The following is a 21736-nucleotide window of genomic DNA, read 5'->3' on the forward strand; positions in this document are numbered from 1 at the left end:
TCCGTCCGCACGCCGTGCGACCTGTCGGTCAACGTGGCCCGAATCATGGACGGGCGACAGGGCCTGGCGGTGTCACGAAGATGGCGTGAATCGGGCCCATCGGCACGGGTCAGCCGCGGCAGCCGGCCAGCAGATCAAGCGCGGGCACGTACACGCTTGTGCGGGTATCGAAGAATCCCAGCAGGGTATGAAACAGGTTGTCCTGGCTCGACGGCTGCACGCGGCGCTGCTCCAGGCATGCCATGCGGACGCCGGCATCGCGCACCCACCCGGGCGAGAACCACATCAGCATCGGGACATGCTTCTGCTGACTGGGCGCGGTATCCCAGTCGGCCCCGTGCAGGTAGACGTCGTTCTCGCCCAGCGACTCGCCATGATCGGACAGGTACATCATGATGCTGTCGACCTCGGGCGCTGCCTTCAATGCTTCCACCACGCGACCCAGGATGTGGTCGGTATAGAGGATGGTGTTGTCGTAGCTGGCCACCGTCTGCGCATAGGTGCATGTCTGCACCTCCGCGGTATCGCATCCGGGCTTGAACACGTTGAACTGGGCGGGATAGCGCTGGAAGTACGCCGGGCCATGGCTGCCCTTGATGTGCAGCACCAGCAGCGCGGGCGATCGCATGCGTGCCAGGCGTACCGGCAGGTCGGCCAGCAGCACCTCGTCGAGGCAGCCGTCGGCATTGCATAGCCCGGCTACCTTGTCGTTGGTGACATCGTCGTTGGGTACCCGCAGGCACACGTCCTTGCAGCCCTCGTCGTTGTCACGCCAGAACACATCCACGCCGGCATGCTGCAGCACGTCCAACACGTTCCAGTGCGCCTTGGCCACGGGCTTGTCGAACTTCTCCCGCGTCATGTTCGAGAACATGCAGGGCACCGACACGGTGGTGGCCGTGCCACACGACCATGCATCGGTGAAGTACGTCACGCCTGCGCGCGCCATCTCCGGATTGGTGTCGCGTGAGTAACCCTGCAACGACTGGTTCTCGGCGCGCGCGGTCTCGCCCACCACCAGCACGACGATCCGCTTGCGCGCCGCCATCACGGCAGTCGGCGCCAACGTGGCATCGGTCCCGATCGGCGTCATGGTGGTCTTCCGGCGGAACACGTCACGCTGCAGGTAGTGAAACGTGCCGCTGAGCGCGGCGTACGGGTTGAATACCTCGTACAGGGTGCGGTGGTTGCGCTCGAAGTAGACGTACGTGCGGCCGACCAGCAGGGGCGGCACGAGCATCAGCGCGGTAGCGACGCACACAACTGCCGCACGCCAGCCGAGGTCTCGCTGCCAGCGGGCGAAGCGCAACGGCACGACGAGGACGAGCACTGCCGGCAGCACGCCGAACAGGGCGATCCAGCCCACCGAGCCGCGCGTGATCATCGCCATCGCTTCGGCACGCTGCGTCTCGAAAATGCTCTGGATGATTTCTTCGTTGAGGCGCACGCCAAAGGTCTGCGCGTAGTAGGCGCTGGCCGCTGAAACGAGGATCAGCAGTGCCAGCAGCGGCTTGCCGATGCGCGGCCAGGTCAGCAGCGCGATGGTCAGGGCAAGATTGCCGATCAGGCGGCAGTACACGGCCAACCCCAGTGCGCCGAACCCGACCGCGCCTCGCGATGCGGACAGCGCTTCATGCACTTCCGCCCAGAGACTGCGGTTGAGCACCAGCAGGATGTAGAGGGCGACGGCGACGGCCAGCAGCCAGGCAGGCAACGCAAAGCGGGAACGGTGTGACGAGGATCGTTGGAACACGGGCATCGGGCATCCTGTCGGGCCCGGAAGTTCGCGAGCGACTGATGAAGCAAGACCATAAAAAAGGCACCTAGATTGCTCTAAGTGCCTGGTTCAAATTGATGGGCCGTGTAAGTTCGAGCTTACGACCAATTGAATAAGAGACTCTTGCAAAGAATTATGGCAGGGAGGCTAATGCTTCGCAATCAGCCCAAATTGGCTCTACCAAGCCGTTATACAAAGATGCACAAGGTGGATTAAGGCAGCAAGATATTCCGCCAGGGGCAGCCGTGGGCTGCGGCCGGATGGTAATCGGCGGATGTCACCCCCGAGAGCTTCGCCATGCCCACCGAAGGTCGCGGCGCCGGACATATAGCTAATATCGAAGCACTGCCGAAGCGAAAAACGATCAACGTGCCTCTGACCGCGGCATTGATCAAAAGCCTCGACTTCCGCCAATGGCCTACCTCCCCGCTCCCATGGGATGGACCGCGGCTCGTTACGGAGCCCACGCCGGCCTGCGTCAAAGACTGGACCGTCCGAGATTCTGTTACGCGAAAGTGGGCCGGCGCCAGTCGGTGTTGCCCATGGAGACGGAGGCACAGCTCCCACGCTGCGCGTCAAAGAAGCTTCAGCCCCCGTGCGGTGACGAGCACGGCAACGCGCGAAGCATCGACGCGGGCACGCCCGCCTGCCGCCCAGCCAGCCGCTCAAACTCCGCAGCATCGTGGCTGCAGAACACGTCGACTCCTTGATTGCTTCCTGCCAATGCCCGCAGTTGAGCCTGGTTGGCAAAGCGCGCGCCGCGGTCTTTCTCCAGCATCCATTGGTAAAAACGCAGACCAAGCGTGCATCGGGGATGCACCGGGTGCATTTCTTGCTCGTGAAAATACGCATCTGCGGCCAGGAGTTTCCAGCCTTCGGCTTGCCGGACGGCGATGCCGCAGTGGCCATGCGTGTGTCCCGCCAAGGGCACCAGCAGCACGTCCTCCGCAATGCCGTTGAGCCGCTGCGTCCGTTCAAAGCCGAACCAGTCTTCCCCATCGGACGCTGCATAGGTCTGCCACAACCCACGACGCGTCCACTGGGCAGGCCGAAAGCGCTGCCGATCCATCCAGGTCCGCTGGGCGATCGCATCGTCGCGCTCCCGCGCCAGCAGGTGCACAGTCGCCCACGGAAAGTCGTCGAGCCCACCGGCATGGTCAAAGTCCAGGTGACTCATGACGATGTGCCGCACGTCTCGCGGATTAAAGCCCAATCGCTCGATCTGCCGGATCGCCGTCATTTCTTCGCGAAACTCGGGCTTCACCAAGGCCAAAAAGAATGCGCTCAGCCGCGAACGGGGGTGGCGAACATCGTTGAGGCCAAAACCGGTGTCGACCAGAAGCAACCCTGCTGACGTCTCCAACAAAAGGCAATGGCATACGAGTTCACCACGGGTCAGCAGGCCGCGGGTGCGGCCATCCATCAGCCGCCCACCCAGCGGGCAGGTGGAAATGCAGTTGAGATGATGGACGCGCATCAGAAGCCGCCCATATCAACGTTTCGCCTCGGCGCCCTCGGTGGCGTCGAGGGCAAGGAATGTCCTGGTCAGGGACGGCAAGCGGCTCAACACCCGGTCGGCCACCCCTTGTTCCTGAGCAAGAATCCGTTCGCAAACGCACGCGGTTTCCATGTTTCCTGCGGCTGATGCCGCGGCGCACCTGCGACCGCCTGGGCGAAGGCGGCGCGTCTGGCCATGGCTTCCTTGCACAACGACGGCGACCCGCCGTGCCATTCGATGCATCCTCGAACCAGTTCCTGTTGAACTCGCGTGTCTTCGAGGTGAGAACGGACCCGCGCCTTGACATCGGGTTAGGGTTCGAAGCGCAAGCTGCCCGCGCAACATCTGCTCCGCCTGCTGTTCCGTCGCGTGCGCATTCCGCAACCCGTCGAGCCGTTTTTCTTGAAGTTGAGCCACCGGACGGACCCTCACGACGAAAGATGCTCCATCTTCCCGTGCGAAACGCACGTGCGGCATGAGGGCATCCCGGCGCAACCGTGACCTTGCTGAACGGCCGTGCATCACCCCTTCGAGTTCCCGGCCGGAACTCCCAGGCCTTGCGCCCATGGTGACCGAGTCCAGGTGGTCCACCGCAGCGGTGTCCCTCACGTCGCCCCCAGACCGGGTGGTCCAGCGTCCAGAGGCCATCACCGGATTCGAATGCTCTGGAGAATGCATCCTTCGATGCCGCTCATCCGTATCCATGGATATGCCGACCACCGAACTCCCCATGAGCGATTATATCTTGGCCACCGGCGCCGCCCTGTCCGAGGACTCGTTCTACCCAACCTTTTCCATCGCTGATCCCGCAGGAACGGTACTGTTTGCGTGGCGGGCGCGGTTCGGTTTCGACACGAGGGAGATCGCCCTGGTCCACGCCCGCGAGTACGGCTGCGAGGCAGCGGCCGTGCTCCTCACGACCTGCTTCCCGAACTGAACCGCGCCGCCCGGCCCCTCAGTGTCCGCCAGATGCAGGCTGCGGCTGTTGCGAACCGCTGTTCGAACTGCGGCTGGAGCTGCCGGCCGACGAACTGCTTCCCGAGGTCGAGCCGGAGCCGTTTCGCCCAGTGCTGCCACCGACAGTGTCGCTGCCAGACGTACCGTCACGGGTACCCATGGTGTCGTCTGTGGAGCTGTTACTGCCCGCTTTACGGTGACTGTGCCCGCCGCTGGTGCCACCCATGGACGAGTTCGACGAGGAAGACCCGTCGTGGCGGCCAGACGTGGATCCGCTGTTGGACGTTCCCGCTTGGCCCTGGCTCGATTGCTGTGACGGTCGCCTGTCCTGGGCGCCAAGCTTGTCCTGCGGGTCCGTATTCGAAGATGCGGAACCGCTGGACGTGGAAGACCCGCTGGTGCTCTGTGCGGTCGCCACCGCAGCCGCCGCGACCGCGCAGAGGGCGAAGCCGGTAAGAAGGATCTTTTTCATGCTGTTCTCCTGCTGAGTTACCCGACAGCCGGGTCGTGTCACGTTGCATCTGTGTCAGTGAGCGTGCGGGCGACGGTGGGCCCATGACTGCGCACATCTGTGAACGTGCCGGTATCGGTCAGCATTGTCGAGCGCTCGTCACGGCAGGCACGCAAGGCATCGGCGCCGGAACGGACACCCTGTCGCTGCGATCGTCTCTCCGGCCGGTCGCCCTGCCGTCGGAGCGGATGCCATCGATGGGATGGCCTAACGGCAGGAGCCTCGGAGGACCGGGAGAAGAACTCATGAAGATCAGCTACACGCGCGCCATGCTGGCACTAGCCCTCTCCATGCTCGCGACGACGGCCTGCACGCGCCACAACGACAGCGACACCGCCGTACCCGGCGCCAACACCGCGGGCACCGGCACCGCGGCGACGCCGCCAGCAGCATCCACCAGCGCCCGCGGGCGCTGACCTGCACTCAGAAGAAGGATAAAGATCATGACCAGAGGTGTCGGCGGCAAGTCGCCCGCCAATGTGCAGACGTATCTCGAAGGCGTCAGCTATCCTGCCGACAAGGCAGCGTTGATTTCACGCGCGAAGGAAAACGGTGCGCCGGGCGAGGTGATGGACATCATCGAACAACTTGACGATCGTCAGTATGGTGGTCCTCAGGAAGTCATGAAGAGCTACGGCGACATCGAATAGTCAGTGCTTGTCTGCCTGACGATCCGGCTTGACGATCTGGTCGTAGCAAGCTGACGTCCGTTTTTCCTGCCACTGTTCATAAACATAAAGAAAGACATGAAATACGCATGCGGAAATTTCGCTATTCGAAACCGAAGCTGAGTGCACTTCGGGTCGCGCGACGACCGCCTGGCTCACGCGCTCGCCAGGAACGAATCGAAGCGCGAGGGGAACCATGCGATGTCTAGCGAATTTGCCGGCTCGTGGAAGCTGGACCATCGAACCAAACCTGTCGCCGTCATCATCGAGCCACAGGCGGACCTGGCCGACATCGTCCATGACATCGTGGAGGATATCGGCTTCGAGGTGATCCTTGCGGTGACTCACTTCGGCGCCGCGACCGCCGTCAGCGGCCGCTGTCCGGAACTGCTCATCGCGTGCGTGCCGGCCTTCGCGGACGACGCCAAGGATGCCTATCTGGCGGCCTGCCGGCGATCCGCGAGCATGTTGCCCACGGTACTCATGCTTTCAGATGCCGTCGCTGGCACCAACGATGTGCCCCAGGGAGCAGCGAAGCTGCTGAAGCCGTTTACGCGTGGAGAGTTACTGCTCGCGATCGACGGGGTCCTTTCTTCAGTCGAACACAGCCTCGCGGATTGAGGGATGCTCAGCCGGAGGGCCGGACGTCACCAGGCGCGCCTCGACCCAGCCAGGTGAATTTCGCAGCCAGCGCAACCAATTCCACCTTGAGCGCATGGTCCGGCTGTGGTGCACCGCCGCGAGCATCGCCAATTCTCCCTTCATCTGGTACGCGCCGCTCGCCGTGCGAACAAAGCCTCGCTGGGGCGTGACCAGCGCCTTGTCGTCGCGCGCTGACCGTCGAGGCACATTCAGCATCGTGAGCGCCCTTGCCGGTGTCGTTTGCGCACGTTGGTCACGTGGCGATGCAAAGTCCTCAGACGGCTCACCGGGAGCCGTCCTGCCGCCATGGATGCTCCGGGCTGAGCTCCGTCGCGGCGGGGAACCGACGCCATCGGAGCACGCATGAGCAAGCAACCCGCCGCCAGGAAAGTCACCTGGGTCATCGTCGCCGACGAGCACGTCGCGCGCTTTCTCGAACTGCCAGAACAGGGCAACCTGGTCGAGGTGGAACGTCTCACCGACGACGATGCGCGAAGCACAAGCGCCGAACTGCGCAACGATGCGCAGGGGCGACGTTCCCCCAGCGTCTCCGGCGGGATCGGCGGCGCGCCGACCCTGGGCACCGGCACGGTCACCGCACCCGCCGGCGAGTCGGAGATGCACAAGGAAGCCGATACCTTCGCACGCCAGGTAACGGAACGGCTGCTGGAGTGTTTCCGCGCCCATCGTTTCAGCGCGCTGCGTATCGTCGCGGCGCCCCGCTTCCTTGGCTTGCTGCGCGCCAGGGCCGACCCGGCCGTGGTCGCCACGATCACCAACGAATTGGACAAAGACCTCACGCATGACCAGTTGGACTCACTGACACGCCGCTTGTTTCCCGAGCACGATGGGCCGCGCCGCAAGCTGGAGCCACGCGCAGCTGCGGCGGTGCGGTCGGGAAACAGGGATATCCAGCCTTGATGGGCCGGGCGGTCACGAGCCACTGAAGGACGTGCGCGCGCGCTGGCCCGGGCGGCTCAGGTCGGGCCGGCGTACCCCGCATCGCTCGCCTGCTCAGCGCGTGCCTGCCGGTGCTCGCACACTTCGTGCCCGCATCGGCATGGTCCGAGCTCGCCCGCCGATTTCTCACAGTGCTCGCTACACCAGACACTTCCGTCCATCACCGTGCATTCGCAGGCGGGGTGCCCGCACCGATAACCGTTATCCGACATGTCGCACCTCTTCGTTCGCGGCAGCGGAGCCGAGCTTCGCCACCATGTCATGACAGCGGCGCGCGGCCGCCTCCGCGCCGGCTCCGCGCCGGCAGATCAGGATGTCATCGGCCATGGCCGTGACGCTGTAACCGGTCGATCGCACCATGGCATGCAAGGCGGCGGGGTTGGGTACCCACCAGTTGGTCGGGTCGCCGGCAAGCTCGTGCTCGATGAAGGCCATGCGCGGCCAGCCGTCCTCGCGCAGGCGCTCACGGCCGAGGTAGCCGGGGTCACCCTCACCGTCCGCGGGGCCGACCGGCCCACCGGTGGCAAGGCTCTGGAACACCAGCGTGTCGCGGCACACCGATGCGGCTAGGTCCAGACCGAGCAGCGGGTAGCGCAAGTGATAGAGGACGCCCAGGAACAGCACGATGTCGTAGCGCGACCCTTCGGCGGTCAGATCGTAGATATCGCCCTGGCGCAGGCTGAGGCGATCGCCCAGCCCGAACTGCGCCGTGGCCCAGGAGGCCTGGCGCAGGTAGTGCGGGTCATGGTCCATCGCGGTCACGTGGGCGCCGCGCCGCGCCAGCTCGATAGCGAAGTAACCGGCGTTACAGCCGATGTCGAGCACGGTCTTGCCCTGCAGATCCAGCGGTAGCTGAGGGCCCAACGCTGCCCATTTGTAAGCCGGATAATCGCCCAGGGGATGATCCGGCGCCGTTTGCCTGCCGTCAGGAAGATGCAGATTGTGGAACCAGGGGCCGAGCGAGTGGACCACGTCGCCGGATACGTCGGCCGCGGAGTGGGACTGCAACGTACGCAGCGGTGAATTCATGGCATGTGCCTCATGCGGAAGCGGACAGTGTTGCGGGCGCCGCGCCGGCGGCCTCGGCAAAAAGGAGTGGCAGCTCGCGCGCGCGATGTGCAGCGGTATGCGCGGCCATTACCCGTTCGCGTGCCCGGCGACCCATGGCGACACGCTCGCCCTCGCCCATCCCGCGCAGCACCTCGAGCACCTGCGCGCTGTCTTCGGCCACGATGATCTCCCGGCCTGGCTCGAAGAAGGCATCCAGCCCCTCCCATGCGTCAGAGATGATCGGCGTGGCGCAGGCTGCCGCCTCGAACAACCGGACGCTGGGCGACCAGCCGGCGCGCCGCATGTCGTCGCGGGTGACGTTGAGGGTGAAGCGTTGCGCATTGTAGAAATCGCGATGCTCCGCAGGGGGAATATGATCGGTACGGGTGACGTTCGCGGGCCATGACAATGAGGGCGGATACATCGGCCCGGCCACGACGAAGCGCCCCTCCTCCCAGCGGCGCGCCGGCTGCACCAGCATGCTGTCCACGCGCGGCTGGCGGTCGACGCTGTAGGTTCCCAGATAGCCCAGATCCCATCCCGAATCGCCCGGCTCGGGGTAATACGCGTCGGGGTCGAAGGCGCAGTAGAAAGCGCGCGCGCACCGGGCGCCGTGTCGATCCTCGAGGTGATGCAGCGTCGGGCCACCGGTGAACGAAAGATACAGGTCATAGGCGCCGATCTGTGCTGCCGACAGGTACTCCACCTCACCTGTGGCCAGCTTGGCCAGGGTCACCGGGGTGTCGATGTCGTAGAAGGCGGTTACCCCACGTGCCGTGTCGAGCACCCAGTCGCCGACGGCGGCACCGTCCGGCACGTAGGACCCTACGACCACGGCATCCGCGTCGCGTACCATGCCCGAAAAACGGCGCCGCAACTCGTCCAGCGAGCCGTACAGTTCGGTAGCCGCGTACGCTGGATCGGGGAGGTCCCGGTGCGGGGCATACCACGGCACGTCACGCTCGAGAAACGCCACCCGATGTCCCTGACGGTCGAGTTCGCGCAGCAGCCCGCGATAGGTGGTCGCATGCCCGTTGCCCCAGGACGAAGTGATCGACAGGCCGATGAAGACGATATCCATGTGCCTTCCTCAGACCATCGCGGCCAGTGCCAGCGTCGCCACTTCGCGCCCGACCAGTAACGCCTCCAGCTGGCGGGCACGATGGGCATACGTATGCTCGGAGAGCACCCGGCGCAGAGCGGCGGCGCCGATCGACCGGGCGCGTTGCTCGTCCAGCGTCGCCAGGTGGGAAGCCACCTCGTCGCCGCCGCCGGCCACCAGCACCTCATTGCCCGGCTCGAGAAACAACTCGATCCCTTCCCATGCATCGGTGATCAGGCAAGCCGCCGCCCCGGCCGCCTCGAAAACGCGGGTCGCGGGAGAGAATCCATAGCGCGCCATCGAGTCGCGGCTGATGTTCAGCACGGCACGCGGGGTGGCATTGAAGGCGTTATGGTCGCGCGTGTAAACATGGCCGGCGTAGCGGACATTGGGAGGCATGCGCTTGTCTTCCCAGCCACTACCCCCGAGCAGGAACCGTTTCTCCGGCAGCGCCTCGGCGGCGGCAAGGAAGAACCGCTCCACCCGCGACTCGCGATCCGGAAGCCGGTTGCCGAGGAATCCGAGGTCCGCAGCGAAGGCGTCCTGACGCGGCACGGGATAGTGCGTATGGGGATCGAGTGCGTTGTAGACCGGCTCGCAATGCCGCGCGCCCAGCGCGCGATAGGCATCCACCACAGGCGCCCCGCCACCATAGGTGCAGATGAGGTCGAAGCGTGGGATCAGCCGACGGAACGGGTTCAGTTGCTCGGCATGCACGCTGTCGAGCGTTGCCGGCGCGTCCACGTCCCAGAAAATGACCACGTTGTCGGGCCGCTTCAGGCTAAGCACGCCTTCTTCGAGTGTGCGGTCGAGTACGCCGACCCCGCTGGTCTTGACGATCACGTCCGCTCCTGCGGCATCGTCGAGCGCGGCATGGGTGGCATCGGTCGTGGCCGCATAGACCACCACCCGCGCCCAGTCCGGATCCTCCATGTCGCGGTGTTGCTGACGGCCATAAGCGTCCGGTTCGTAGAAGGTGACCTGATGGCCACGCTCGTGCAGATGCCGGATCAATCCCCGGTAATACGTGGCGGCGCCATTCCAGTAGGCGGAGACGAGGCTCGAACCGAAGAAAGCGAATTTCATGCGTATATCCTCGACGTGGGTGCATCGGCCAGCGACGCGTGGATGGCCAGGAGCTCGTCGACGCGATGGGCGCAGGTATGCCTTGCCAGCACGGTCGCGAGGCCGCTGGCGGCTACCGTGTCGGCCATGGCGGCGTCGTCACGCAGGGCACGCATGGCTGACCGCATCTCGTCACCGTTGCGTACAGGCAAAAAGTCCTGTCCCGGGCGGAAAAGGTGTTCATCGTCGTCCCACGGGGCGCTGATCAGGGGGATGCCGCAGGCCATCGCTTCGAAGGGACGGATGGTCGGGATGCCCGGCAGGGCCCTGACATAGGGCCCACGTGGCACATGGACGGTGAAGCGGTGACGGGCGAAGGTGGCCGGGACGGCGAAGTTCGGCAGCCACCCGCCGAAACGGAGCCGTGTGTCCGCGATAGCGCGCAGCGCGTCTTCCGGGTAGCGCACGCCGTGGACTGTTCCGTCCAGGCCCAGGTCGCGCGCCGGGTCCAGCAAGAATTCGTGCAGTTCGCGGGTACGCTCCCCATCGCCCCAGTTACCGATCCAGACCAGATCGTGCCGGCGCTCCAGTTCGGGCATGGGGTGAAACACACCCGTATCGGCCGCTTCGTGCCACGTCCATGCCCGCGCCGCCCAGCCCTGCGCCAGATACATGTCGCGAATCACGCCGCCGAAGGCCAGCACGCCGTCATAGAAAGAAAGATCGTAGGCGCCCATGGCCTCGGGCTCGGTCACCGCCCGGTGATGGGTATCGTGGAAGAAAAGGCGGTAGTGGGGGTTATCACGACGGTGCCGGCCGATGCGCGCGACCAGGTCGTGGCTATTCCACTCGTGCACGAGCACCAGGGTCGCCTCGTCCAGTACCTCATCCAGATCCAGTGTGGCGGGATCGTAGCGATGGCTGCCCAGGGCGGGATAGGCGCGATGGAATGCTTCGACCGGTCCGGCGCCCTGCTCCTGCATGAGCTGCTCCAGGCTCCAGGCGCCGCGCGGCTCGTACACCGTCACCCGCATGCCGCGGTCCAGCATTTCACTGGCGATACCCCGCAGGAAATGGGCATTGCCGTGGTTCCAGTCGGAGATAAGCGAGTGGTAGAACATCACGATGTGCGTCATGGCGCCATTTCTCCTTGCAGCCCTCGGTAGGTATCTCGCCAGCGCGCGACCATGCGCTCCGCGGTGTAACGGCTGGCGTGCCGGCGGGCGCGGGTGCCATAGGCGTGCAGGCCCCGGCGATCACGGGACAGCCGGTTGATCGCCTCGGCGATGGCATGCGGGTCATTGGGCGGGACGTAACACGCCGTGTCTTCCCATAACTCGCGCAGCGACGGAATGTCCCCCAGCACCAGCGCGCAACCGGCGAGCGCGCCTTCCAGTACGGACAGACCGAACGGCTCATAGCGCGCCGGCAACACATAGATGGCTGCATGGGCGAACTGGCTGGCCATGCTGCCCTCGCCTAGCGCGCCCAGCAATTCAACGTGCTCGAATCGCGCGTTGCCGCCTTCCGGGTGACGTACATCGCCTGCGACCCGGATCGGCCAGCGACTCAGCGGCGCCGCCGCATCGAGTGCGGCGACATTCTTCGCCTCGTCCCAGGCACGGGCGGCGCAAAGCGCATAGGACTGCTTGCGCGCAGCAGGAAACGCGTCCGCGCGCCGCCCGTTGTACATCACGGTGGTACGGCCGAGCCTGCCGTAGATACGCTGCAGGTCGTCGAGCATGCTCCGCGTAGGGGCGGCGACCAGGCCGGCACCTCTCAGCCCCTTGCTGACCCGCCGTCGGTAATCGTCCCATTCGGCCCCGGGGAACTGGCCGCGTACATACTCGTACCAGGTGGCCACGCACGAATGCGCCACCACGACGCACGGCGCCGGCCAGGCGAGGTCGCCGTGGCAGAAATGGTTGAGATGGATCACATCCGGACTGAAGCCCGCCGCCAGGTCCAGCAGCCACGCGCCCGCGGCCACCTGGTTTTCGTCGGAGGCATCGCGCATCCACTCCAGCGGATAGGGCCGATGCGCTATACGCAGCCCCTCCACCTGGGCGGCCGCCCGCAAGCGCCCGCCGTCCGGGGCGGGCCCCAACACCGCCAGGAGTACCTCGATACCGTGGCATTGAAGCCCCTTCGCCAACTCCAGCGAGAAGGTCCAGACCCCGCCGACGGCATCGGTGCTCATCATGACGCGGCGGATAGCCATGACCACTCGCCCTCTTCCGTGACCGCATCGCCTTCGCGCGATGCGCGATAGGCGCGCAACCAACGGTAAAGGCGCGCCACGCCGTCCCGGGCGTCGACCCGCGAGCGCCAGGCGCTCGCCGTCTGGAAGGCGCGCGTGTCCGAGACGTAATAGCGCTGGTCGCCCGGACGCCACGAGGCGTGCTGCAGTGCCGGCTTGCGCCCGGTCAGGGATTGAATCCAGTCCAGCAGTTGCAGCAGGCTGATCGTATTGGCCGGGCCGCCGCCCAGGTTGAACGCGCGACCGGCCAACTCGCACATACGCCGCGCCGCCAGCAGGTAGGCCTCGACCACATCGTCCACATAAAGAATGTCGCGCACCTGCATGCCATCGCCGTAGAGCGTTATCGGCTTGCCCTCCAGTGCCCGGATCAGGAAATGGGCAACCCAGCCCTGGTCTTCCGTACCGAACTGGCGCGGGCCATAGATACAACTCATGCGGAAGACCACCGAAGGCACGCCCATGCAGCGTGCGTAATCGCGTATGTACTGGTCGGCGCCGCCTTTGGAGCAGCCGTAGGGGCTGTGGAAATCCAGGGGCCGCGACTCGCCGACACCGTGTTCGAGCCAGTCGCGGTTCACGGGCTGGTAGCGCCGGTCAACCACCTCCAGTTCGATATCTCCCAGGCCACCGTAGACCTTGTTGGTCGAGGCGAAGATCACCGGCGGCACATGTTTCTGCCGCCGGGCCGCTTCCAGCACGTTGACTGCCCCGCCGAGATTGACGTCGAAATCGGTGATCGGATCGTCCAGGCTCGAGGTCACCGCTACCTGTCCCGCCAGGTGGAAGACTTCCTCGGCGCCACCGAAGACGTCGGCGAGTTGGTGCCGGTCGCGGATATCGCAAGGCGAGAACTCGATCAGGTCGCCGTGACGTCCGCGCAGCCAGGCCAGGTTGTCCTCGACACCGGCGCGGGCCAGGCTGTCGATCACCCGCACCCGTCGTCCCGCAGCCGCCAGACGGTCGGCGATATTGGAGCCGATGAAACCCGCGCCGCCGGTGACGACGGACACAGGCATATCGCGCTTCAGCGGCGACGGCCATGAAGCTGCCGCGCGTGCGCCCTCCAGGCCATGCGTTGCCCACAGGCGATATAGTAACTTCGGCCGGCCGTCGGCGAACTTGATGCCGAAGTGATAATCACGCTCATCGTTGTGGAAACCCGCCTGCGAAGGCCGGCTGGCGGACAGGTCGCGCAGTGAGAGCAAGTAGACACGCGAGACCGGAAGCCGGCTCGCCTCGGTCATGACGCGGACCTGGGCGAACTCGTCATGCCGCCACGTCGAGTAACCGGTCTCGGTCAGCCAGACCTCGGCGGCGTGCCCGTTCGTCCGGAGAACGTCGACCACCCGCTGCACGCGCTGCTCCCACGATTCCCCGGGCATGTCATAGCTGCCCGGGAAGCCATGCACGCCGACCACGTCGATGTACGCCATCAGGCCGTTGTCGAACATCGTCTGCAGCCAGTTCGGGTCAATCGGCGACATGCCGCCCAGCACGGTCTTCTTGCCGCGCCGTTTCGCCCAGGCGGCGGCATTGCCGACCATCTCGCAGAATTTCAACCAACCGCGGTCGAGCCCGTAGTTCCATTCGATCAGGTTGTTGGGCTCATTCCACAGTTCGACGTACTCGAAATGCTCGCCATAGCGGTCAATGCACACGTCGAGGAAATCGGCGTAGTCCTTCAACTCGCGTGGCGGAGCCGCGGTGCTGGGGCTCTCGCCCAGCGACGGCGGCGTGTACAGGAAGCACGGCAGCAGTTCGAAATGGCGCGCCAGCATCGGTATCAGCCAGTCGTACCACTCCGGGCCGCCATCACTGAGGTAATCGGCCCACGACACGCCAAAGCGCAAGTGAACGACGCCCAGTTCACGTAATTCATCGACCGACGATTCAGCCAGTTCGCGATCGCCCATCCAGAACCACTCGAGCAGGCCCATCACGGGACCCTTACCGGCATCGGCGCGACGACGAAGCCCTTCAGCCGGCGTCATAGCGTCAGCCCTCGCCGATGCAGCTCCGCGCTGGCTTCCACCACACGGTCCACCGCGCTGGTGGTGGCCAGCCAGCCGACCAGTTCTTCCATGCCCCGATCCATGTCGACCTCGGGACGAAACCCGATGAGTCGCTCGGCAAGCGAGATGTCCGCGACGCAGTGGCGGATATCACCGACGCGGTATTTGCCGACAATGTCGGGCTGGAGCGGATGCCCTGCCGCTTCACCGAGACGCCGTGCGATGTCGGCGATGGTGTAGGCGTTGCCGCTGCCCACGTTGATCACCTGCCCCACCGCCGCTGGCGAGTCGTAAGCGAGGCTGCAGGCGCGCGCCACGTCGCGCACGCTCACGAAATCGCGCTGCTGCATGCCGTCTTCGAAAATCGCCGGCGGGTTGTCGTTGAGCAGGCGGGCGGCAAAGATCGCCAACACGCCGGTATACGGGTTCGACAGTGCCTGTCTGGGACCGTAAACGTTGAAGAAGCGCAGCGCGGTTGTCGGCACGCCATACGCCTCGCCAACCATCAGGCACAAGCGTTCCTGGTCGTACTTGGACAGGGCATACACCGACGAAAGGTCTGGCTGCTTGCTTTCGTTGGTCGGCAGAGGGCGCAGCACGTCACCTTGCTTGTCGCGCAGTTCCCAGTCACCGCGTTGCAATTGTTCGCGGCTGCGCCGTTGCCCGGCCACGGGGTTTCCGCCGATGTCGGCGTACATGCCTTCGCCGTAGATGCTCATGCTCGAGGCGACTACCAGCCGCTCCACGGGACGCTCCGCGAGTGCTTCGAGCAACACGGCGGTGCCGAGGTTGTTGATCGAGGTATAACCTGCGATCTCGTACATGCTCTGGCCGACGCCGACCGCGGCGGCGAGATGATACACACCGTCGACGCCATCCAGCGCACGACGCACGGCATCGGGGTCGCGCACATCGCCTTCCATCAGTTCGACGCCGCCGTCGAGGTAGGCGGGCCGCTGGCGCTCGCCGCCGTGTACCTGCGGGCTCAGGATGTCGAGGGCGCGTACCCGGTAACCGTCGGCCAGCAGGCGATCGGCCAGCCAGGACCCGATAAAGCCGGCACCGCCGGTGATGAGGACGGTCTTGCTCATGCAGTTGCTCCCGTGCATCGATACATGCAGCTTCGACGCGCACAGCTACAGGGGGAGTGAAACCGGGAAGCCGTGTCATCGACATTGCTTAACGGCACGGCGTGGTCAGCAACGTGTGGCTGAACGCCGTGGTTTTTCACTCCTCCCGGACGTTTGGCCTTCCATTCTCGATCGCGTCGATGGCCCGGCATCGGCACACGTCCACGCTTCCCGCCAGTTGAGGATTCAGTCATGGCAAAGGCTCCTGTTCTGGAAGGCGTCGCTTCGTCGCCTTCAGTTCCACTGCATGTCGTTGTCGCCGGTGCGGCAGGCTTCGTCGGCAGCCATCTGGTCGATCGGCTGCTCGCCGAGGGTCACCGGGTTACCGGCGTCGACGACCTGATCACCGGCCGTCGTTCCAACCTCGGTCACCTTGCCAGGCATCCACGTTTCCGGTTGATGGAACACGATATCTCCCGGCCTTTCGACATCGAAGAACCCATCGACTGGGTGATGCATCTGGCAAGCCCGGCATCTCCGCCGAAATACCAGCAGTGGCCCATCGAGACCCTCGAGGCGAACAGCTTCGGCACACATCACCTGCTGCGCATGGCCCACGAACACGGCGCCAAGTTCCTGCTCGCCAGCACCAGCGAGGTATATGGCGATCCGTTACACCACCCGCAACAGGAAGACGACTGGGGCAACGTCAACTGCAACGGACCGCGTAGCATGTACGACGAAGGCAAGCGTTATGCCGAGGCGGCGACCATGGCCTTCCACCGCCATCACGGACTGCCGGTCAGGATCATCCGTATTTTCAATACGTACGGACCGCGCATGGATGCCCACGACGGTCGCATCGTTACCAACTTCATCTGCCAGGCGCTGGCCGGCGAGCCGCTCACGATCTTCGGCGACGGCATGCAGACCCGTAGCCTGCAGTTCGTCTCTGACCTTGTCGAAGGTATCCTCCGTTACATGGACTGCGACCATTGCGGTCCGATGAACCTCGGCAATCCCGTCGAACGGACCGTGACGGAGATCGCAGAGCTGATCATCCGCCTGGCCGGCAGTTCCTCCACGCTGGTCTACCGGGATCTTCCGGAGAACGACCCGAGGCGCCGGCGGCCCGACATCAGTCGGGCGCAGGAAGCGCTGGGGTGGACGCCGGTCGTGACTGCCGAAGAAGGCCTGGCTTTGACCATCGAGGCGTTCCGGCGCGAGTTGACGCCAGCCCGGCGGCGTCGCGCCAGCAGCGCTGGAGAACTCGGGGCGACGGCGAGCGCCTGAGGCGCGCGTCCCACCCCGGGGTCAGCCCGCGTAGACCCGATCCAGTACCTCGCCCAGGCGGACCAGCGTGTCCGCTTCGGGATCGTACGCATGCGATGCCTGCAGGCCCTGCGCCCACGCCACAGCGGCCCGCCCGGCCCAGGCGTCCGGCGGACTGGCCAGGATAGTGCGCTGCCTCCCATCGAAGCGCTCGAGCATGAAGTCGTAGAACGAACCCTCGACGTTGCGCAGGCCGACGCCGCCCTTCGTGCCGTACAGGCGAAGCGATATTTCCGCATCGACGCCAACCGGCAGATTCCATGAGCAGGCAATGTCGATGACGGCGCCGCCGCTCAGGCGCAAGGTAGCGCTCGCGTAATCCTCGACCGCGTCGGGAGACTCACGCAGCGGCCGCCCCTTGACGAAGCAGTTCCCACGTACCTCCTCGACACCTGGCCCGTCCAGCAACCACAGCGCGAGATCGACCAGGTGGATGCCAAGGTCGATGACACAACCGCCGCCGGATTGCGCACGGTCGTAGAACCAGTCCTTGCCCGGTCCATACGCATTGTGGAACGTGGCTTGCGCGGCATAGATCGTGCCGAGCTCGCCTGAGCGCAGCAGTTGGCGCACCTGTTCCATACCCGCGAGGTGCCGGTAGCTCAGGTCGACGCCCAGTCGGCGATCCGCCGCGCGAGCCGCCTCGACCACGCAGGCGACTTCCCTTGCATCGCGCCCCAACGGCTTCTGGCAGAAGACCGGAAGCCCCCGACGGAGCGCGGCAATGGACTGCTCGGCGTGCGCCGCACTTGGCGTAGCGATGACCACACCATCAAGCGGCTGCTCGAGCAGCCCTTCATAGCTGTCGCAGACCCTGGCGCAAGACGCGATCCGCGTCGCTTCTTCGATGCAGGCGCTATCGGTGTCCACGATCGCCACGGCCTCCGCGACGCCGGCGTCGATCAGGGCCTGCATACGATGACGACCGATCCAGCCGACGCCCGCGAAGCCCAGCCTCAGCAAGCCGCTCATGCCATGCTCCCGGTCAGCAGGACCGCCTTGACCAGCCCCTCTTCGCGATCGCGTACCGCGGCCAGTGCATGCCCCGCGTCCTCCAGCGCATACCGGTGCGATAGCAACAGCGAGAGGTCCAGGCGGCCGTCCACCACGGCCTCGACGGCCAGCCGCATGCCCTCCGTGGCGATAGCAGGATCGCGCTCGTGCGCGTTCACCACGTCGATGCCGCGCCAGTTCCACAACTGTACGTTGACCTGGCGCAGCCCGTCCTGGTGGAAGCCTGCGATGACCAGACGTCCGCGCACGGCCGTGAACTCGCCGGCCAGGTCGAGCGGCCACGGCTTCCCCGTACACTCGAAGACGCGATCGCAGAAGGTCCCTCGCGTGATCCTGCTCATGGCCTCGATCACCGTCGCATGGTCGTCCATGGGCAGCGTATGCGATGCGCCGCAGCGTCTGGCCAGATCGAGCGCCGCCGCTGACCGAGCCACCGCAACCACGCGCGCACCGGCCCGTGCGCACAGCTGGATCAGCGCCGCGCCGAGGAACCCGACGCCAACGACCGCCACCGTGTGTGTGGCCTCGACACCGGCCCGGCGGAAAATGTTCATGGCACAGCCCAGGGCTTCGCCGGGAAACGCCTCGCCTTCGAGCTCGGCAGGCAGGGCGACGACATGAGCGGCCTCGGCGACGTCGTAGTCGGCGTAGGCGCGAAACGACAGCGCGGCGACTCTCTGGCCCGGCACCAGTCCGCTCACCTGCTCACCCACGGCCTCGACGACGCCCCAACCTTCGTGACCCAGATCACCCGGTGGCATCGGGTAATCGAACCACGCCCGTCCTTCGAAGGCGGGCATGTTGGAGGCGCAGATGCCGCTGCCCTGCAAGCGGATAAGGACCTGGGTCGGGCCTGGCGACGGAACCTCGGTATGCTCGATGCGCATGTCGCCTGGGGCGGCGAGGACGGCGGCGCGCATGACGGTCGGTGTGGCGGGCATCGTTTCTCCTTCGGAGCGTGGCGTGAAGAATGGTTACGGCGCCGCGCTCATCGGCGGCTCATGATCCAGAACACGGCGAGACCCAGGGCGAGCAAACCGGTGACGGCCGCGGTGCCCCAGCCGAGGATTCGGGTGGTCAGGCTGTTCGCGTGCGCACCCATCATCTGGCGGTCGCCGGTCATGATCATCATCATGACCAGCAGCGGCGGCACGGAAAGGCCCTGCACGATGCCCGACCAGACCAGCGCGCGCATGGGGTTGAACCCAAGCAGGTTGAGCAGTACCGCTGCCAGCGTAGCCAGCACGATACAGCTGTAGAACAGCGGCGCCTGGATTGGCGACCGGTGCAGGCTGCCCGGTGCGCGCAGCACCTGCACGATGTCGTACGCCGCGCCGGTGGTCATCACCGGAAAGGCGAGGAAGCCGACACCGACGATGCCCAGCGCGAACAGCCAGCGCGCGGCTGGCCCGGCGACCGGTTCGAGCGCCGACGCGGCTTGAGCGGCGCTGTCGATGTCGTGTCGACCGGCGGCATGCAGCGTGGCACCGGTCGCCATGATGATGAAGTACAGGATGATGTTCGAATAGGCTACGCCCGCCAGGGCGTCGCGCCTGACCCGCTGCAGGTCCGCTGGCTGCACGTGGCGGCCCCCCTCAGGCGTCCTCGCGCCGTTCTCGACACGCTCTTCCACCTGCTGGTTGGACTGCCATGTGTAGATATAGGCCGAGAGCGACGTCCCGACGCACGCCACCAACATGGCGACAAAGCCGAGGTCTGCCACGCCGGTGGGTATGAAGGTGCCGCGCAAAACCTCGATGGGATCGGGACGAGCCAGCACGGCTGCGCCGATATAGGCGAACAAAGCCAGCGTCAGCCAACGGAACAGCCGCCGCAGCAAAGCATATGAGCCGACGATCTGGACCGCCGTGATCGCCGTGGCCACCACGAGCACGATGGACCAGGGTGGCATCGGTACCAACAGGGCCACGGCCGCGCCGATGCCGCCGAGATTGGCTGCCGCCTCGATAAGGTTCCCGGCCACCGCCAAAAACGCGAGCGGATAAACCGTCTCGCGCGGAAACCGGTCCACCAGTGCGCCAAACAAGCCCTTCCCATACACGCGGCCTAGCTTGCCGGAAACGTACATGACCACGTACATCATGGGCAGGAGCAGCGGGGCGATCCACAACGCCGACAATCCATAACGCGCGCCGACGCTCGCGTAAGTGCCGATCGCCGAGGGGTCGTCGTCGGCGGCACCGGCGATCAATCCCGTTCCCAACCAGATCGGCACGGGCCGTTTCGCTTTTCCGCCGCCTGTCTTCGGGCTCACCTGCCTATCCCGTCGCTGCGGAGACGTTGCATGATGGCTGTGCCGCACACCGGCACCGGCGCGCTGGATGTGAATACGGGCTGATAACAATGAACGGCGTGCAGACGCCACGCTTACGACTCCTTTACGAATCCATCACGCCGTTACCCGGACCGTGATGCGAGCTTTCGCAGGTTCAAGAGCAACAGGGATCACCCGTTGAAAGGGAACCTCCTCATTCTCGACGACGATCGTCCGTTCGCGGAGCGCGCCAGTGCCTTCGCCAGGGAAGTCGGCTTCGATGTCCATCCCGCCCTGACGCTGGAAGACGCGCTTGCGGCAGCCGGCAGCCAGCGTTTCGATTGCGCGCTGATCGACATCGGCCTGCCCGACGGCTGCGGGCTGGATCTGCTCTCCGACACCCGGCTGGCCGGTACGTCCAAGATCGTGATGAGCGGCGATTCCGCACTGGCTGCCTGGGCGAGCCGGCAGATACCGGGGACCCTGGGGGTGCTCACCAAACCCTTCCGCTTCGCCGCGTTCCGCGAACTCCTCGCCAGACAGGAAGCCCATGGGACCCTCCCGGGCGCTATCGTCGCCCCTCGTCTTCTCGGCGACTCGCCCATCATCCAGGCAGTCGTCCACGAACTGCGTGCCGTCGCTCCGACCCGCTTCCCCGTGCTGATCCATGGCGGAAGTGGAACAGGCAAGGAGCTTGCTGCGCGCATGGTGCACGAACACAGCCGGCGCGAGGGGCGCCTGATCACCGTCAACTGCGCCGCGCTGGCACCTGACCTGCTCGCCAGCCAGATGTTCGGCCATCGGCGAGGCAGCTTCACGGGTGCGGTCGATACGCATACCGGGCTTGTGGAACAGGCCGAGGGGGGAACCTTGTTCCTCGACGAAATCGCCGAAGCGCCTCCAGGCATGCAAGCCGCACTGCTGCGCTTCCTGGAGTCGGGTGAAATCACACCGCTCGGTTCGAGGGGACCGCGACGTGCCAACGTGCGCGTGATCGCCGCGACGAATATCGAACCACGTGCGGCGGTCGCCGATGGAAAGCTGCGTGCTGACCTGTATTTTCGGATTGCCGGCTACGAGGTTCGAATGCCGGAACTCAGGGAGCGACCGGAGGATATCGAGATCATCGCCCAGGCGATGCTGGATGTACTCAATGCGGAATACGGCACCGCTCGCGGGTTCGCACACAACGCGTTCGACGCACTACGCGGGTACAGGTGGGCGGGCAATGTGCGCGAACTGAGGCAAGTGGTCCAGCGCGCCTGGCTGCGCGGAACCGAACGGTTGGTGTTGCAGCGGCCGGCGACAACCGCTACTGCCGCCTTGCCCCTTACCCTCGAGGAGATCGAACGCGAGGCTATTCTCGAAGCATTGGCCGAAAGCGGCAACGACCGCGCGATGGCCGCGCGGCGGCTCGGCATCAGTACGAAAACGATCTACAACAAGCTTGCCCGCTACCGCGATCAATCGCATGCCGAAGGCGCCTCCCGGTGATACCCTGGCTACACGGCGGCAACATCCCCTTTTTACGGCGCATGGG

The 21736-nt window shown here is 65.4% G+C and carries 20 protein-coding genes and 1 pseudogene; 8 read left to right on the forward strand and 13 right to left on the reverse strand.

The genetic code is table 11. The annotated features are described in order from the left end of the window. Positions 1-109: 109 nt before the first annotated feature. The 3 genes and pseudogenes from FA89_RS17225 to FA89_RS20880 form a co-directional block, all read right to left on the reverse strand. A complete protein-coding gene (locus tag FA89_RS17225; protein WP_185754449.1) occupies positions 110-1753 on the reverse strand; it encodes a phosphoethanolamine transferase in 1644 nt (547 codons plus the stop codon). A gap of 610 nt (positions 1754-2363) precedes the next feature. Next, the gene (locus FA89_RS17230) at positions 2364-3254 is read right to left on the reverse strand and encodes an MBL fold metallo-hydrolase (protein ID WP_036142621.1); all 891 of its coding nucleotides are present in this window, start codon (positions 3252-3254) and stop codon (positions 2364-2366) included. A 15-nt stretch (positions 3255-3269) separates the two neighbouring features. Next, positions 3270-3692: pseudogene (locus tag FA89_RS20880) on the reverse strand (DUF892 family protein). Positions 3693-4005: 313 nt separating this feature from the next. Here FA89_RS20880 and FA89_RS17235 point away from each other — a divergent pair. From FA89_RS17235 to FA89_RS17255, 6 genes are all read left to right on the forward strand, one after another. Next, positions 4006-4212 carry a hypothetical protein gene (locus FA89_RS17235; protein ID WP_185754450.1) on the forward strand — a complete coding sequence of 69 codons (207 nt, stop codon included), beginning with the start codon at positions 4006-4008 and terminating at the stop codon, positions 4210-4212. A 244-nt stretch (positions 4213-4456) separates the two neighbouring features. Then, on the forward strand, positions 4457-4720 hold the full coding sequence (locus FA89_RS17240) for a hypothetical protein (protein ID WP_036142628.1): 264 nt from the start codon (positions 4457-4459) through the stop codon (positions 4718-4720). A gap of 268 nt (positions 4721-4988) precedes the next feature. Then, positions 4989-5159 carry a hypothetical protein gene (locus tag FA89_RS20385; RefSeq protein WP_185754451.1) on the forward strand — a complete coding sequence of 57 codons (171 nt, stop codon included), beginning with the start codon at positions 4989-4991 and terminating at the stop codon, positions 5157-5159. Between the two features lie 27 nt (positions 5160-5186). Next, entirely contained in the window at positions 5187-5393 is a 207-nt protein-coding gene (locus FA89_RS17245; RefSeq protein ID WP_036142630.1) for a DUF2795 domain-containing protein, read from the forward strand. Positions 5394-5612: 219 nt separating this feature from the next. Further along, a complete protein-coding gene (locus tag FA89_RS17250; RefSeq protein ID WP_185754452.1) occupies positions 5613-6032 on the forward strand; it encodes a hypothetical protein in 420 nt (139 codons plus the stop codon). A 384-nt stretch (positions 6033-6416) separates the two neighbouring features. Further along, positions 6417-6974, forward strand: coding sequence for a host attachment protein (locus FA89_RS17255; protein WP_036142636.1), 558 nt, complete (start codon positions 6417-6419; stop codon positions 6972-6974). Between the two features lie 240 nt (positions 6975-7214). Here FA89_RS17255 and FA89_RS17260 read toward each other — a convergent pair whose 3' ends face one another. From FA89_RS17260 to FA89_RS17290, 7 genes are read right to left on the reverse strand one after another with little or no spacing between them, the layout of a single operon-like run. After that, positions 7215-8042 carry a methyltransferase domain-containing protein gene (locus tag FA89_RS17260; RefSeq protein WP_051938913.1) on the reverse strand — a complete coding sequence of 276 codons (828 nt, stop codon included), beginning with the start codon at positions 8040-8042 and terminating at the stop codon, positions 7215-7217. A 10-nt stretch (positions 8043-8052) separates the two neighbouring features. After that, positions 8053-9144 (reverse strand): CgeB family protein, encoded by a 1092-nt coding sequence (locus tag FA89_RS17265; RefSeq protein WP_051938914.1) that lies wholly within the window; start codon positions 9142-9144, stop codon positions 8053-8055. Positions 9145-9153: 9 nt separating this feature from the next. After that, on the reverse strand, positions 9154-10251 hold the full coding sequence (locus tag FA89_RS17270; RefSeq protein ID WP_036142638.1) for a CgeB family protein: 1098 nt from the start codon (positions 10249-10251) through the stop codon (positions 9154-9156). Continuing rightward, positions 10248-11366 carry a CgeB family protein gene (locus tag FA89_RS17275; RefSeq protein WP_036142641.1) on the reverse strand — a complete coding sequence of 373 codons (1119 nt, stop codon included), beginning with the start codon at positions 11364-11366 and terminating at the stop codon, positions 10248-10250. Before FA89_RS17275 ends, FA89_RS17270 begins: the two co-directional genes overlap by 4 nt. Beyond that, positions 11363-12451: a glycosyltransferase family 4 protein gene (locus tag FA89_RS17280; protein ID WP_081916734.1), complete on the reverse strand. Its 1089-nt coding sequence runs from the start codon at positions 12449-12451 to the stop codon at positions 11363-11365. The genes FA89_RS17275 and FA89_RS17280 overlap by 4 nt, the downstream gene beginning before the upstream one ends. Further along, positions 12430-14484 (reverse strand): NAD-dependent epimerase/dehydratase family protein, encoded by a 2055-nt coding sequence (locus FA89_RS17285; protein WP_221174339.1) that lies wholly within the window; start codon positions 14482-14484, stop codon positions 12430-12432. The genes FA89_RS17280 and FA89_RS17285 overlap by 22 nt, the downstream gene beginning before the upstream one ends. Then, positions 14481-15596, reverse strand: coding sequence for an NAD-dependent epimerase/dehydratase family protein (locus tag FA89_RS17290; RefSeq protein WP_036142652.1), 1116 nt, complete (start codon positions 15594-15596; stop codon positions 14481-14483). The genes FA89_RS17285 and FA89_RS17290 overlap by 4 nt, the downstream gene beginning before the upstream one ends. Before the next feature lie 231 nt (positions 15597-15827). Here FA89_RS17290 and FA89_RS17295 point away from each other — a divergent pair, with 231 nt between their 5' ends. Next, positions 15828-16868, forward strand: coding sequence for a UDP-glucuronic acid decarboxylase family protein (locus tag FA89_RS17295; protein WP_081916736.1), 1041 nt, complete (start codon positions 15828-15830; stop codon positions 16866-16868). Between the two features lie 21 nt (positions 16869-16889). On the opposite strand, the gene FA89_RS17300 is transcribed toward FA89_RS17295, so the two are convergent. From FA89_RS17300 to FA89_RS17310, 3 genes are read right to left on the reverse strand one after another with little or no spacing between them, the layout of a single operon-like run. Further along, positions 16890-17879 (reverse strand): Gfo/Idh/MocA family protein, encoded by a 990-nt coding sequence (locus FA89_RS17300; RefSeq protein ID WP_036142654.1) that lies wholly within the window; start codon positions 17877-17879, stop codon positions 16890-16892. Then, positions 17876-18862: an MDR/zinc-dependent alcohol dehydrogenase-like family protein gene (locus FA89_RS17305; protein WP_036142655.1), complete on the reverse strand. Its 987-nt coding sequence runs from the start codon at positions 18860-18862 to the stop codon at positions 17876-17878. The genes FA89_RS17300 and FA89_RS17305 overlap by 4 nt, the downstream gene beginning before the upstream one ends. Before the next feature lie 47 nt (positions 18863-18909). Beyond that, positions 18910-20307: an NRAMP family divalent metal transporter gene (locus FA89_RS17310; RefSeq protein WP_240003924.1), complete on the reverse strand. Its 1398-nt coding sequence runs from the start codon at positions 20305-20307 to the stop codon at positions 18910-18912. Positions 20308-20394: 87 nt separating this feature from the next. On the opposite strand from FA89_RS17310, the gene FA89_RS17315 reads away from it, so the two are divergent. Continuing rightward, entirely contained in the window at positions 20395-21690 is a 1296-nt protein-coding gene (locus FA89_RS17315; RefSeq protein WP_051938917.1) for a sigma-54-dependent transcriptional regulator, read from the forward strand. The last annotated feature ends 46 nt before the right edge of the window (positions 21691-21736 follow it).

It is taken from the genome of Luteibacter sp. 9135, assembly GCF_000745005.1.
Taxonomy (GTDB): Bacteria; Pseudomonadota; Gammaproteobacteria; order Xanthomonadales; family Rhodanobacteraceae; genus Luteibacter.